Source organism: Lederbergia galactosidilytica, from assembly GCF_017873565.1.
Classification (GTDB): Bacteria; Bacillota; Bacilli; order Bacillales; family Bacillaceae_C; genus Lederbergia; species Lederbergia galactosidilytica.
Window position 1 is genome coordinate 1 of sequence record NZ_JAGGKH010000037.1, and the last position, 14,101, is coordinate 14,101.

The following is a 14,101-nucleotide window of genomic DNA, read 5'->3' on the forward strand; positions in this document are numbered from 1 at the left end:
TACGTAAATATTTTAACTGATTGAGAGTTATTTTGGCAGAAAGTGTTCAATTCTATCGAGCAGAATCTGTCCACTTTAGTCTAGCAGTTACAAATGGATACGAATTTGAATTTACGTATATCGAAGGGACTAAAAGAGAGTTTCCAACAGATCGCAAAGGAAAATAATAAAGATGCTTCTTCGCTAGTGCGGGATTGGATTTCTAACTATGTAGCTGAACACCAGAAATCAGATGAAGATCTTGCTACTGAATTGTATAGGGCAGGCTATCAGTTGCAACAAGCACTTGGTGGAAGGGAAAAAGTTAGTAAACAGTTAGTAAAGGAATTGCAGGAAAGTGCTTTAACGAATCAGAAAGATTTTACACAGCAAATTTTAAACACCTACTTGGATTATGGTTTGACAATTCCATCAGTTGTTTCAAAAATTTACAATAATTATGCTTTCTCTCAAATGTTCTTGTTTGGCTTAATTGGAGATAAGCCCAAGGAGTAATCCGAAAATAAACAAGTTTTCTGTCCTAAAAGCTACTTAATTTAAAAAGTCCTGCCCAACTTTTCTAGTTGGGCAGCATCTTAATCTTCTTTCCTACCAGCTATGCCATAAAAGAACAGCTTGGTAAGATCCTCTGCTATTGGAAGTGTCATTATGACAACATCTTCACGCTGCAAATATTCTTGAAACATCTTTAAATAGAATAAAATAGCTTCATCTGATATCTCAGAGTCAATATATCCTTGTTCTCTACCTTCATTAAAAAGTTTAATGAAGAGTGGAAGGGCTTCCTTTTGATATACTTCTTCAACATAACTCTGCCCACTTGCATAATCTTTCATAAAGTCTTGAAAAAATCGTTCGCTTATTTGATTAGCGGCAATACCTTTTTCAAATATAATCTTTTTAATCTTCTCATTAAATGGAAGGTCATTAACTAATAGACGTTTTTGTTCATCCCATATCTCATCAACATAAAACTTAAAAACTAAACGAACTAGATTATCTTTACTTTCAAAGTAATTATATATGGTGACTTGCGATACATTGGCCTTTTTAGCTATTTCTGTAATGGATACCTTTTGTATTCCATACTCCATAAATAAGGCTAATGCGGCTTCTAATATGTCTCTTTTCTTTAGCTCCCTACGTTTTTCAAACCCATCCATTTTCTTCACCTCATTGATAGTTTAATAAAAAATATGTAATAAAACAATATAAATAGTTCAAAAACTATTGCAAGAACCAGTAATTTTATATATTATGAACTAAATGGATAAAAATATTTCATAACTAAAAAGGAGATTGAAATATGAGTATATTAAAAGTAACCAATTTGAAGAAAAGGTTTGGTAAGTTTACGGCATTAGATGGTGTGAATATGGAAGTGAAAAAAGGGGAAGTGTTTGGTTTCATTGGTCCAAATGGAGCGGGGAAATCAACGACCATTCGAATATTACTTGGTATGTTAAAGGCTACACAGGGAGAGGCTAGAGTTTTTGGTAAGGATGTTTGGGCCGATGCGGTTGACATTCATAAACGTATAGCATATGTACCTGGCGATGTGAATCTATGGCCAAATCTAACTGGTGGGGAAGTAATTGATCTTTTTATGAAGATGAATGGAAGTACAAATCTAACAAAAAGAGAGGAACTAATAAAGAAATTTAATTTTGATCCAACGAAAAAGAGCCGGACGTATTCGAAAGGGAATAGACAAAAGGTTGCATTAATAGCTGGGTTTGCATCTGATGCCGATCTATATATTTTAGATGAGCCGACGTCAGGACTTGATCCGTTGATGGAAAATATTTTCCAGGAATGTGTTCTTGATGCAAAAAGAGCGGGTAAAAGTGTTCTGCTATCGAGTCATATTTTATCAGAGGTAGAAAAATTATGTGATCGGGTAGGGATTATCCGTCAAGGGAAGATTATTGAAACAGGAACATTAGATGAACTAAGACACTTAACCCGTACTCATTTAACGATTAAAACAAAAGAACATATAACTTCTCTAAACGAACTAAAAGGAATTCATAATTTGGAAGAAAAAGATTCAGAGCTTACTCTTCAAGTAGATGCAGAGGAAATGGATACAGTTATTCGGTATATAGCTGAGTTTGGGATTTTAAAATTAGAAAGTTCCCCACCAACATTAGAGGACTTGTTTATGCGTCATTATCAAGGCGAAGAATACTCTAACTCTAAGATGGAGGGGTCGTTATAATGGTTGCGAGATATTTTAAAGGGACGAATCAATTAACAGCATTCTATTTTAAACAACAACGATTTAAAATCCTCGTTTGGTTGATTGGTTTGATAGGAATCACCTTGTCTGTTGCTTCTGCTTACCCAAGTATTTATAACGATGAAGAATCGAGGCAAGCTGCTTCACTGACAATGGATAATCCGGTTATGGTGGCGATGCTTGGAACAGGTTATGAAATGGAGGAATATGTAAATTCTGTAGGTGCCGTGTTTGCCAATGAAATGTTGCTCTTTACGGCTATTGCAGTAGCTATCATGAGTATATTACTTGTAGGGCGGGCTACACGTGGGGATGAAGAAGAGGGTCGTATTGAAATGGTTCGGGCTCTTTCTGTGGGTCGCTTATCATCTGTAAGTGCGATAATGATTGTTATCGTATCAACAAATATTTTACTAGCTATTTTAACAGGGATTGGCTTGGCTTCCCTTGGGATAGAGGGTGTGGATTTAGAAGGGTCTTTATTATATGGTTCCATTTTAGGTGCAACGGGGCTTCTATTTGCTAGCTTCACAGCAGTTTTTGCTCAGGTTACAGAAACATCAAGAGGAACTACTATGTTTTCTTTTATGTTATTAATACTAGCTTATCTTATTCGAGCCATAGGAGATGTGAGTAGTGAGGAACTGTCGTGGATATCGCCACTTGGCTGGACAGTTAAAACTGGCGTATTTGTGGAAAATGATTGGTGGCCGGTTGTATTATCATGTATCGTTGCTATTATGTTTGGAGTTATTGCTTTTTATTTACACTCTATACGTGATTTGGGGGCTGGATTTATAGCAGCAAGAAAAGGTAAGACACACGCTTCCCCATTTTTACAAACATCATTGGGACTTGCTTTAAGGTTACAGCGTACGAATATAATTGCTTGGGCTATTGGACTGTTTATTTTAAGTAGCTCTTTTGGGGCAATTTTAGGAGATTTAGAAACCTATTTTGCTGAAAATGAGTTTATGCAAGCATTTATTGTGATCGATTCAGATTATACGATGACGGAGCAATTTATTACATTGCTAATGGCAATCATGTCATTGATCAGCCTTGTTCCTGCAGTGATGGTAATATTAAAGGTAAAAGGTGAAGAGACGAGGAATCTTACAGAAAACTATTATACTCGTGCAATATCACGAACTCGTGTACTAGGTAGTCACTTTCTCTTAGCGGTTGTTGTCAGTTTTATCATGCAATCCCTTGTTGCTCTGGGGTTATGGTCGGTAGGTGAAGTAGTGATGGATGAAGCGATATCGTTTGATACAACTTTTGCTTCGGCTTATGTTTATTTACCAGCGATATGGGTAGTAATTAGCCTTGTAATAGGATTGGTTGGGGTAGTTCCAAAGCTAACTGGATTGATTTGGCTTTATGTTGTCTTTTGTTTTGTTGTTGTCTATCTTGGAGACTTGTTTGACTTCCCGGAATGGATGAATAACTTGTCAGTCTTTGATTATATCCCGCAAATTCCGATAGATAACGTGAATTTTATGGCGATGGTGGTATTAATACTGATTTCTTTTGTACTATCTATAATTGGTTTTAGTGGATATAATAGACGGGATATTTCTGGGTGATTTCTTTGAGTAGTCTAAATTTTGTAGAATAGCTTTCAGATCGTACTGTTAAGCTAACCATTGATAAATAAACATCTTTAGAGGAGGATTACTATGCTAGGAAACTTGCCAGAAATTAAAACGGTAAAACTTAAACTAAATGATATAGATGTCAACTGCTACATGGCTGGGGAATCTGGTTCTCCAGTGATACTTTTGCATGGAGCAGGAGTTGATTCAGCAAAAATTTCTTGGAGTGAGGTAATAGGTCTTTTATCAAAAAAACACCGTGTATTTGCCCCTGACCTTCCTGGGTATGGAGAAAGTGATAAACCTAATGTAGAATATTCACTTTCCTTTTACATTGATATTTTGAAACAAATAATGGATAGTCTTCACCTGGAAAAGGCTAACTTGATTGGACTATCTTTAGGTGGAGGAATTTCTCTTGGATTTACGCTCGAACATTCAGCTAGAGTAGAAAAGCTAGTATTAGTAGGTGCATGGGGGCTATTTAGTAAACTTCCTTACCATCTTTTATCATATTGGTATACAAAATCATTCCTAAATGAGATTTCGTATAAATGGTCAAGTAAAAGCAGAAGATTTGTGAAGTGGACTCTGCTAAATAGTTTGTTTGGAAATCCTAATAATGTATCAGAAGAACTTGTAGATGAAATTTATGCCTTTTTACAAGAACCACATGCTGGTAAAGCATTTATGTCATTTCAGAGAAGTGAGATTACACGAACGGGACTTAGAACGAAGTTGGCAGAAAGTTTATCTGAAATTAAGAAACGAACATTAATCGTTCATGGTTCAAAAGATGCGACAGTTCCTATAAAACATGCGATAGAAGCACATGAGGCTATTAAGGACTCCGAAATGTATGTAATGGAAGGGTGTAAACATTGGCCGCAGAAAGAGAGACCTGAAGAGTTTACCCGAGTTATTACAACATTTCTAGGGAAAGAGTAAAGTGAAAATTTGTATTCGAACAGGAGCTATAAGAAAATGAACATAATAATTAAACAAGAACAGGTTAAGGACTATAAAATAACTGAAAAAGTAGTAAAATGTGCATTTGCTAATGCAGAACATAGTGATAAAAATGAGCATAATTTGGTGTGTCGAATTAGAAACTCAAATGTCTTTATTCCGAAATTATCTTTAGTGGCGATGGATAATGATGATAATCGAATAGTGGGACATATTCTATTATCCAAGATCAGAATTAAGAATGACGTTCAAGTTGTAGAGTCACTCGCTCTTGCACCTGTATCTGTATTACCGGAATATCAAAATCAAGGCGTAGGTAAGTTATTAATTAGTGAAGCATTGAAAAAAGCAAAAGAGCTAAGATTTCATTCAGTTGTTGTCTTGGGGCATCCAGAGTATTATCCGAAGTTCGGGTTCAAAAAAGCATCTACTTGGGGTATAAAAGCTCCTTTTGAAGTACCGGATGAGGCATTCATGGCAATTGAATTAGGTGAAAATACACTCGATAAAGTTTCAGGAGTTGTTGAATATCCTAGTGTGTTTTTTGAATAAATGTAAATTGAAATCAAGAATATGACTATTAATTATATCTTTTTTGAAAAATATAACTCGCTGCCTCGGCCCGTGTAAAATAATGCGTTGTGATTAAATTAGTAAGTCATCTTTAAACAATGAAATAAAGGAGTGAGTTTATGTCTGCTAAAAATTTTCCTGGACCAAATCCACAAACGCCATTTCCATTAGAAGGAAATAAAAATGTTCAATTTATTAAGCCAACTATAACAAGAAAAAATGTTTCCGTTGGTGACTATTCGTACTACGATAGTAAACATGGAGAGTCATTTGAAGAACAAGTTCTATATCACTATGAAGTAATAGGTGATGAACTGATTATAGGAAAGTTTTGTTCGATAGGTCCAGGATCAACATTTATTATGAATGGAGCGAACCATCAAATGGATGGCTCAACGTATCCTTTCCATTTGTTTGGCAGTGGGTGGAAAATGCATGTACCTTCCCTAGACGACCTGCCGATTAAAGGAGATACTGAAGTCGGAAATGATGTATGGATAGGAAGAGATGTAACAATTATGCCTGGAGTCAAAATTGGAGATGGAGCAATTATTGCTGCACAATCTGTTGTTACAAAAAATGTAGCCCCTTATACGGTTGTTGGAGGAAATCCTGCAAAAATTATAAAAAAACGTTATTCAGATAAAGTAATAGAGGAATGGCTAACCATAAAGTGGTGGGATTGGGATTCTAAGAAAATTAGTGATAATCTCGAATTCATAATAGGTGGACATATAGATAAATTGAAAATGAACAATTAAAATAATATCGAACTGGATGCTATAACAGGTTCGGTCTGATTCTATATTCTAAAATAATTCACTTCTTAAAGGTAGTGTGGATGATAACTTACTTGGTGGGTTTTGTACCAAAAGGTTAAGAAAGTAATTTAAGTAGCAAATCTATTTTCTTGTATCTAAAACTCTTCATTCTACTATGTAGATCAATAATAAACACTTGACTGTCAAAATAAACTCTTGCTAACTTCACCACCAATTCTGTCATAATAAACAATTGCTTTTTCAGAAATAATCCAATAAATTCTCGGGCTTTCCTAATCAGGATCCCGAGTTTTTTCATATCTTTTTCAATATCTTTTCAATAAGGTTATGTACCTAAACCATTGATATTACTGGGTTTCTTCAATATCTCATTCAATATAATTTCAATAACAATTCAATACTCATCCTATATTATTCTCTTTATTCTAGACCTCTTATCTCCATTATCTTTGTTTTGTTAGCAAAACTCTATTATAACTCCGAAAAAACCATGAAAAAACAGCCGAAAAAGGCCCGAAAAACGATCATTTTTGAACCGAAAAACCTTCAAAATAGGGGTTCCGTAGCAAATCTTTATTATGACTGAAACGGTGGAATGCGGGTTGGAGAGGTGGAAAAAAGAAGGGGTTTATTATGGTTGTACAGGAATTGTAGATCAATATTAAACAATTTCTTGTCATAATAAACTCTTGCTAACATCACCACCATTTCTGTAATAATAAATGTTTGCTTTTTTCAATACAGATCAATAAAAACTCGGATAACAGATGAAAGGGAGGAGAGAAAAGAGATCTTTTTCTTCCCTATTCTTTTTGTTTTAATCCTTGCTCTTATTCGGTTTATCCAATATCGCACTCAATTACAAATCAATATCTTTTCAATATTTTTCTCTTTATTCTTTACCTCTTATCTCAACCATTTTCTTTCCTCTATTAAGCTCTTTGTTTTTTATTCAAGTATCAGTCATTCTCTCAAATTACTGAGTTAGGGTGTTGTAACCACTATATGTTGTATACGGGAATTGAAACTGAAACTATCATATAGACAATACCGTATTAGAGGTTATTATTAAATTACAGAGTGATGAAATCTACTAGGATAGCAATTAATTATCAACATAAATGAGGGTTATAAAATGACGTATTACTATTATTTAGCATCAGATCAAAAAATGGGATTAGGTACTGGAACACTAGATTTAACAGTGGCGGATGATATTATTCCAGGTTTCGATTATCCAGTTCAATTAGAAATAATGAATGGAATTGAAAAAGAATGGGAGTTACGTGAACTATTACAGTATATTCGTAACCATACTGCTTCATATAAAGTCTGTACTGTACAAATAGCTAATTTATTAAATTCGAACAAAGTTGAAATGAAGGTACGGGAAAAATCAAAAATATTGTTACATGAGATTAGTGACCCAAAACAAATATTGCTGTCAGAAGGACAATTGTTGACGATTAAGAAAGTACCAGTTTTTATATGAAATGGAACAAACAGAGGAGTAAAAAGGATGATACATATTCTATCAAGTGCATCAGCTTCAGGTAGTTTGCAGTTTGCTTTAAAAAAGATGGGTCTTGATAAGAAGGAAAGGATAATTTTCTTTAATGATATATTTTCGGTAGGCCCAGTCTGGAAGTTAAGTGAAGAGATTGGCGTAAAATCAAGAGATGAGTGGATGAAACAATCCATGAGCGATAAGTTCTTTGAATACAATGGTTACAGGGAACGTTTCGAAATGGTAATGAATCAAATTAACCTTATACCTGATGGCGAGCATGTGACTATTTGGGTTTCTGATAACGCTCATGAACAAACAGGAATGCGGTATATTGTACATCTTTTAAAGGAGAAAAACATTGATATTACGATGATTAATACGACAGCAGCATATAAAGAGCTTTTTCAGGTAAAAAAGGTAAAATACAAGGTACTTCATACAGGTGAAATACCTTCCGAGAAGTTGCAATTTATTTATGAACAGGATTTTGGTCAGTTTTTAACATTAATTACGGACCATGATCGAGAAGAGTTAGAAAGGGAATGGCTTTCTCTTGGTGAAAGTCATGAAACGTTAAGAGTATGGCGGAATGGGAGGCTTCAAAGTATCACTGAAGATTACTATGATGATTTTATTGTGAAAAAGGCAAAAAGGCTGTTCGGTAAACAAAATGAATTTATAAGTGTAGCTAGAGTAATTGGAGAAGTGCTAGGGCATCTGGATCAATATTTAGGGGATGCTTTTCTCGAATATCGAATAAGGAAGTTAATTAATTCTGGAGTATTTGAACTAGAAGGTGATCTGAGGTCAAGATGTTTTTATAGTTTGAAGCTAAATAGAAATGAAAGCGATTAGTATTGCTAGGAAGGAATGGAAATGCTGGACGTTTCGGAGAATGTTAAGGGGAAACGCTATAAACAATTGATAGACTTATTATCGAAACATTGCAATCGTTTTGCTTTTGTTGAAAATAGACAAATGATGGAGATTGAAGAAGAACGTCTAGCTTATGTTGATATATTGATAGCAGATTGAAGAACATCTGATTAAAAGGAAAATTCAACGAGAATGGGAAACTACCAGACTTGGCGAAGGAACAGCATATGTTTATTGTTTTCAACTCAATAATGCGACAAGAGAATTTTTAAAAGAACGCAGTCATTCCCTTTTTGGCTGGAATGGTTTGGAACTGCCAGAAGACCTCATGTTTTATCAAGATGATCAATGTATATTGGCTGGGTGTTCACACGAGGGGTACTTTATGGTTGATGAAGCAATTTGGAACAACTTTTTATTGAAGTAGCAAAGGGCATTTGTTGACGATTAAGGGAGTATCCACTTTTAATTAAAAATGGAGGTTGTCATCCTTGAACTGTTGTTGTGCTAGCGGTGAAACAAATGATTTAAAAATTGAAGGAGATGTTGGGGCAGATCCAATTTGGTGCAATAGATGTGGATGTAATCTTGACATAGGAGATGTTCCGATTTCAGCTAGTTTACAAGAGGAATTATCGTCTTGGGCAGTAAAGTATGGGAACTGGTTAGATTGGGAACGAGATAAATTGCTTCCTAACGGGATCAAGCTGGAAGATAAATTTAATCGAATTGGGCTCAATTTAACAGAAAAGGTAAAGCAGGAAATAGGAATAAACTACAATATAAAATTCATACCATCTACCAGTGCGAGATTCTATGCAAAAGTACAAAATGGCTTTTTATAATATACGAATTGGAGCGGATTGCATGAATAAGCAAATGTATTTTGATTCGGAAAACTATACGGGATATCATTTACATGTAGGAAACTGGAAGGATGAACTCAACCCATTAATTGAGGGAATAGCATGGGTAAGGCAGGATGGTTCCATGGATTTATTCTTTGAGGATTTTAAAACGGATTGTGAAAGGAAAGAGCTTTTTATTGATAAGGGATATTTTTGCGAAAAGTTTTTGGGAGGGTATATTGGTACTGTGAAAACGGATGAAGAGGCGTATGTCATGTTCCAAAAATGGGTTGATGAAGTATTGTATCCATATCGAAATAAGGGTAAAACTTCTTGTGAGGGAACAGAATGAAACTAATCAGGCTGTTGAATTGGTCATTTGAAGTTGATGTAGGTAAAACAAGACAATTCTATGAAAAAGATATTGAACTCTGCAATTGTTTGTACTGTAAAAATTATATGGAAGCAGTTAGGCATTTAGATCAATCCATAATAGAGGTATTTACTGCGTTAGGAATTAATCCTACTAAGCCAAACCATTTATCTGAGTTTGGTGAAACGGAAGATAGACTATGCTTATATATTGGGAGCTATCATATAGTTGGTAGATTAGTAGAGGGACAGTATTGTACAGATTCTGATTGGAATGATATCAATACAGCGGTAATTGAGAACTTTACGTTTGGGTTGGGGAAAGAGTTAGTGTTTGTACATGACGAGTTGCCACGCCCTGTTTTGCAATTAGATTTCGAAGCTCTTATTCCTTGGGTTTTGAATGAAAAAACAGAGGATTAAAATACTTATCAAGCTAAACAGATTGTACTAGATCGGGGACAATAAAGAATGGAATTAAATGAATATATAAACATTACCTTCCCTGGACTTGTTTTGAAGCCAAGTCTTTATTATCAATGCAATAAAAGTATTAATTTTGTTTTAGCCAAGGGACTGTATCAATTTAAAGTGGAGACCGATGAGCTAAATCCTGATTATTTTAATACCGTCTATGATCAAGCCACTTCCCTTTTCAATGAACTTTTCTCAGATGAAGATAAAATTCTTTTGGTTACGAATGTTTATCAATATAAGGATTATAGAAGAAGCAGTAAAAAGAAAATCAAGGTCTATAGCCATTATATAAAAAACAAAGATGTTCGCTTTCACTTAAAACAGGAAACGTTACCCTATATGTTTGATGAAGAAGAAGCTGATGAAATGTGTACCAATCAGCTCTCGTTAGAATGTCGTAAACAAGATATTCATTATCCTTTGCTAATAAAGGCGATTTGCAACCAGGACTTCCCGCCCTTAAAGCCAAGGTTACACAATCCTTATGGTTTATACTTTCCAGATGTATATTTTATTAATGTCACTAACAATGTGATTCTTTACATTTATGATGATCGAGGATGCGAAGTTATCGCAAGTGATATAGAAACGATACGCCCGTTATATGAGAAATATGCTGATTGGATGGATGAATATTGTCGTGAAGAGATAGAACAACGTTTTAGTGAATCTTGAAATGGTCTGTATGAAGGAGAGTTAATTATTGAATTCTTGGAGAATAACAAAATATGATCCAGTAAAAAGGGATGCTGATGGAAGTTATCTCGACCTTGAAGAATGGACTTGTTTTTCAGAGGTTGGGACAAAGGTTAGTATAGAGGAATATCAAATTACGGAGGAAAGTACCTCAATGCCATCACTACATTTATGGCTGAAATGGGTTTGAATAGGGTTTATGTAACTGCCTTGGAGCAATGGCATGACGAGGTTAGAAATCAAAAGGCTAATGAATTCCTCTCAAAGATTTGGATAGGGAAAGCGGTGACTGAACAGGAAGTTCAAGATTTAGCCAGGTTGACATTTACGGAATGCGATTTGGTGTAAATTAGGCTTTAAGAAGCAATTCTTTGTTCACTTTGGGGACGATTATTATATGTATATTGGTGCAAGTAGAGAGTGTGCGAAAGCTAAAGAAGTTGTTAAGGAAACGGGATTATTTATCGAGGACTTCCAATCTCCTTATCTAACGAATTAATAAAAAGTGAAGGGAATTAATATTGGAGGGCTATTATGAGAAAAGTAAGCATTGGAATGGCATTATTTACGGGAATATTTGTTGGAATAATGGTTTTTTTATCGGAGTATTTAATCCCTAACACAAGCCTTATTACTTCTGTGATAATTGCTGGATTATCTGCCTTAATCGGAGGGCTGATAGGGAATAAGCTGTTTCCAAATAAATCGTGAATAAAATGGGGTGTGGTGAATGGAAGAGAACAGAAAAAAATAGAAGAATTCCTTAATAAGGAAAATATTAAGACAAAAGCATTTGGACGGGAACATTAAGAAAAAAGAGAATATAAGGGGATTTAGATGGATAAGAGAATAGAAGAATTGATTAACTTTACAAGAGAAAAATACTGCTTACACGAATACTATTTACATACATTTGATATTTACCGAAGTACGACAATTTTCAAAGAAACGGTTTATAGCCTAAGCATGGAATGGTTTCCAAATCATATTAATAATTGGGATGATGAAACCTATAACCCAGAAGGGACAGTAAGTATTGAGATAGACATCCATTCAAGAAAGACAAAACATGTGATTTTTAGTCAGGGAATATCAACTGTTAATGGTATGACGTTTGATTTGAATAACAGGGATGAAATTATCAAGTGGATTGAAAAGGAAACGGGTTTGAATTATGGAAGGCAGTTTGAGTTCTGGAAGGAGGAAGAAAGAGAGCTTCATTTCAAGGAATGTATAGATGGGATTGTAGTTTCTCCGTCTGGTTATATTGAATTTAAACTAGATAAAGAAGGGAGGCTCACCTTATTTTCTGTATATGGACAGTTTCCCTCTGAAAAACTTGTGAAAAAAGAAAAGTATATACTATCTCTTGAACAAGTAGAAGAGTTAGCAAAGGAACAATTGAAGCTAATTGAGTTTCCAGTCATTGAACAAAAGAAGCTCGTTCCTGCATTTGCAATAGAGGAGATTTATGTTAAAAATGATGGTTCTTCTACTTTGCCCTATGAATTCTTTGTAGATGATAAGTTTCCTTTGCAAATGGACAAAGTGATAGAATGGGATGATCAAATTCAAAAACCTTTCCAAGGTAAAATAATATCACTCATTGAAAATGTTACACCTGATCAAGCATTTCAGTGTGAACCACACCCGGATTTGCGGCCAATCACAGAGGAAGATGTTAAAAAGTGTATCCATACCATTCGCAAATTTTTAAGTCAAGAATACACGAATGATTCGGGAAAATGGACATTAAAGTCGTTATATCGAGATAAGGGATACATCCATGCAACTTTAAAGGCAAAGGAACAGAAAGAGCGTGTCTTTAGAAGGAAAATGAAGCTATTCATTGACTCGGAGACTTATGAAGTATTGAATTACATGGATAATAAGCCGTTTTTAAAAGAGTATATGGAGTTAAAAGAAGCAGAGGAAATAAAGGTTACAAAAGAGGAAGCGTTTGAAAAAATAAAAGAATTTATTGAGCTGACACCATATTATGTTTATGATTTTGGGCAAGGTTACTATGTATTATGTGGAAAGTTAGATTGTCAATATGCAGTAAAGGCGAATAACGGGGAAGTTGTTGAATTGAGTGAATTGTAGTAAAAGCAGAACTCTCAACAAGTATCTCTTTTACCAGCTTAAAATAAACTAAGTTATTTTTCTTGGAGGCGAGAATTTGAAGCGAATGGCATTTGAACCACCAACGGATCACTATGATGAACAGATAGAATCAATAGATGAAGAAATATGTCATTTAATTAAGCAACGAAAGGATCTTTCGAACAATAATCCGGGTTTTCCAACTAAACATCTTATTGCAAGTTGGTCAAAAAAATATAACTTTTATGAGGATTTCCTCGACAGCATCTTTTCAGATTTTCTACACGAAGAAATATATATAAACCAATTGTAGAGCCAAAAGGATTTCTTAAAAATGTACCGATATTAAAGTCATTTGAAAAAGATGATACATTTTACTCGGTAACTTTTATACGACAGTTTGGAAATGCAAGTGTTGTTCATTTGAATATTGACAGCAACTCTACTGATGATGTATCTGAGTGGCATCAGCGAGAACATACCCATTTTGAACTGTCAATAGAAGGAGAAAATACACATTATGATTGTCGAAATGATGGCGGTGGAGGATCGATGGGACATGAAACCTTTACTTTCATTGTATCGCCTGCATTACCCGACAATACCTCTAAGTTTAAATTTGTCTTTAAAGAGTATAAAGTTCCATTTCAAAAACCGACGGGTTTCGAATTTGTTATATAGAGGGAAAATTTATTTAGGTTTATTTAGTTAATCTAAGAACTCTATTCTCGCTAAACTTATGGGCTTTGATGGAAAAAGGAAGGGACCTATACTAATTAGTTAACTTACCGTGGAGAAAACATCAAATCACTTAAAGAATTAGTATATGGTCTTGGATCATCTTTAGCAACCGTTTTAACACTTGTTTTACAGTAAGCCCCCCAATTAAACAACGCATATATTTACGCAGCACCTCCTAGTATGATCAATGTATCAACTGAAGGAGGTGCTTTCTTGATGCCGAAAAAACCATTAACTATTGTCCCCGTCACATTGCATCCCGAGTCAGACGCCAGCCTTCCAATTGTTTCTGCCCATACCTCCGGCCTTTG

General features: G+C 34.8%; 18 protein-coding genes and 1 pseudogene. 17 read left to right on the plus strand and 2 right to left on the minus strand.

Going from position 1 to position 14,101, the window contains the following annotated elements; all coding sequences use genetic code 11:
* The first annotated feature begins 93 nt into the window (after positions 1-93).
* Positions 94-495 carry a hypothetical protein gene (locus J2Z23_RS21740; RefSeq protein ID WP_057988726.1) on the plus strand — a complete coding sequence of 134 codons (402 nt, stop codon included), beginning with the start codon at positions 94-96 and terminating at the stop codon, positions 493-495.
* 80 nt (positions 496-575) lie between these two features.
* Here J2Z23_RS21740 and J2Z23_RS21745 read toward each other — a convergent pair whose 3' ends face one another.
* On the minus strand, positions 576-1,163 hold the full coding sequence (locus tag J2Z23_RS21745; RefSeq protein WP_209975351.1) for a TetR/AcrR family transcriptional regulator: 588 nt from the start codon (positions 1,161-1,163) through the stop codon (positions 576-578).
* Positions 1,164-1,306: 143 nt separating this feature from the next.
* Here J2Z23_RS21745 and J2Z23_RS21750 point away from each other — a divergent pair, with 143 nt between their 5' ends.
* The 5 genes from J2Z23_RS21750 (at position 1,307) to J2Z23_RS21770 (ending at position 6,143) form a co-directional block, all read left to right on the plus strand.
* Positions 1,307-2,221, plus strand: coding sequence for an ABC transporter ATP-binding protein (locus J2Z23_RS21750; RefSeq protein ID WP_121448716.1), 915 nt, complete (start codon positions 1,307-1,309; stop codon positions 2,219-2,221).
* Positions 2,221-3,831, plus strand: coding sequence for an ABC transporter permease (locus tag J2Z23_RS21755; protein ID WP_209975353.1), 1,611 nt, complete (start codon positions 2,221-2,223; stop codon positions 3,829-3,831). The genes J2Z23_RS21750 and J2Z23_RS21755 overlap by 1 nt, the downstream gene beginning before the upstream one ends.
* A gap of 93 nt (positions 3,832-3,924) precedes the next feature.
* The gene (locus tag J2Z23_RS21760) at positions 3,925-4,788 is read left to right on the plus strand and encodes an alpha/beta fold hydrolase (protein WP_209975355.1); all 864 of its coding nucleotides are present in this window, start codon (positions 3,925-3,927) and stop codon (positions 4,786-4,788) included.
* 36 nt (positions 4,789-4,824) lie between these two features.
* Complete coding sequence (locus tag J2Z23_RS21765; RefSeq protein WP_057994177.1) at positions 4,825-5,361, plus strand: GNAT family N-acetyltransferase; 537 nt, start codon at positions 4,825-4,827, stop codon at positions 5,359-5,361.
* 140 nt (positions 5,362-5,501) lie between these two features.
* Positions 5,502-6,143: a Vat family streptogramin A O-acetyltransferase gene (locus J2Z23_RS21770; RefSeq protein ID WP_057994176.1), complete on the plus strand. Its 642-nt coding sequence runs from the start codon at positions 5,502-5,504 to the stop codon at positions 6,141-6,143.
* Positions 6,144-6,258: 115 nt separating this feature from the next.
* Here the strand turns inward: J2Z23_RS21770 and J2Z23_RS21775 are convergent, their stop codons facing one another.
* Positions 6,259-6,462 (minus strand): hypothetical protein, encoded by a 204-nt coding sequence (locus tag J2Z23_RS21775; RefSeq protein WP_057988711.1) that lies wholly within the window; start codon positions 6,460-6,462, stop codon positions 6,259-6,261.
* A gap of 837 nt (positions 6,463-7,299) precedes the next feature.
* Between J2Z23_RS21775 and J2Z23_RS21780 the strand changes: the two genes are divergently transcribed.
* The 11 genes and pseudogenes from J2Z23_RS21780 to J2Z23_RS21830 all read left to right on the plus strand — a co-directional run bounded on the left by J2Z23_RS21780 (position 7,300) and on the right by J2Z23_RS21830 (position 13,730).
* The gene (locus J2Z23_RS21780; protein ID WP_057988709.1) at positions 7,300-7,656 is read left to right on the plus strand and encodes a hypothetical protein; all 357 of its coding nucleotides are present in this window, start codon (positions 7,300-7,302) and stop codon (positions 7,654-7,656) included.
* Positions 7,657-7,683: 27 nt separating this feature from the next.
* On the plus strand, positions 7,684-8,529 hold the full coding sequence (locus J2Z23_RS21785) for a DUF1835 domain-containing protein (RefSeq protein WP_209975357.1): 846 nt from the start codon (positions 7,684-7,686) through the stop codon (positions 8,527-8,529).
* 21 nt (positions 8,530-8,550) lie between these two features.
* Positions 8,551-8,709 carry a hypothetical protein gene (locus J2Z23_RS22490; protein ID WP_225344101.1) on the plus strand — a complete coding sequence of 53 codons (159 nt, stop codon included), beginning with the start codon at positions 8,551-8,553 and terminating at the stop codon, positions 8,707-8,709.
* A gap of 332 nt (positions 8,710-9,041) precedes the next feature.
* Entirely contained in the window at positions 9,042-9,395 is a 354-nt protein-coding gene (locus J2Z23_RS21795; protein WP_057988707.1) for a hypothetical protein, read from the plus strand.
* A gap of 22 nt (positions 9,396-9,417) precedes the next feature.
* The gene (locus tag J2Z23_RS21800; protein WP_057988704.1) at positions 9,418-9,750 is read left to right on the plus strand and encodes a hypothetical protein; all 333 of its coding nucleotides are present in this window, start codon (positions 9,418-9,420) and stop codon (positions 9,748-9,750) included.
* Entirely contained in the window at positions 9,747-10,193 is a 447-nt protein-coding gene (locus J2Z23_RS21805) for a hypothetical protein (protein ID WP_057988702.1), read from the plus strand. The genes J2Z23_RS21800 and J2Z23_RS21805 overlap by 4 nt, the downstream gene beginning before the upstream one ends.
* Positions 10,194-10,241: 48 nt before the next feature.
* The gene (locus J2Z23_RS21810) at positions 10,242-10,922 is read left to right on the plus strand and encodes a DUF3885 domain-containing protein (RefSeq protein ID WP_057988699.1); all 681 of its coding nucleotides are present in this window, start codon (positions 10,242-10,244) and stop codon (positions 10,920-10,922) included.
* A 28-nt stretch (positions 10,923-10,950) separates the two neighbouring features.
* The gene (locus J2Z23_RS21815) at positions 10,951-11,133 is read left to right on the plus strand and encodes a hypothetical protein (protein ID WP_057988698.1); all 183 of its coding nucleotides are present in this window, start codon (positions 10,951-10,953) and stop codon (positions 11,131-11,133) included.
* A 344-nt stretch (positions 11,134-11,477) separates the two neighbouring features.
* Positions 11,478-11,654: a hypothetical protein gene (locus J2Z23_RS21820; protein ID WP_165589663.1), complete on the plus strand. Its 177-nt coding sequence runs from the start codon at positions 11,478-11,480 to the stop codon at positions 11,652-11,654.
* 126 nt (positions 11,655-11,780) lie between these two features.
* A complete protein-coding gene (locus J2Z23_RS21825) occupies positions 11,781-13,049 on the plus strand; it encodes a hypothetical protein (RefSeq protein ID WP_057988697.1) in 1,269 nt (422 codons plus the stop codon).
* A gap of 76 nt (positions 13,050-13,125) precedes the next feature.
* A pseudogene (locus tag J2Z23_RS21830) lies at positions 13,126-13,730 on the plus strand (hypothetical protein).
* Positions 13,731-14,101 lie beyond the last annotated feature (371 nt).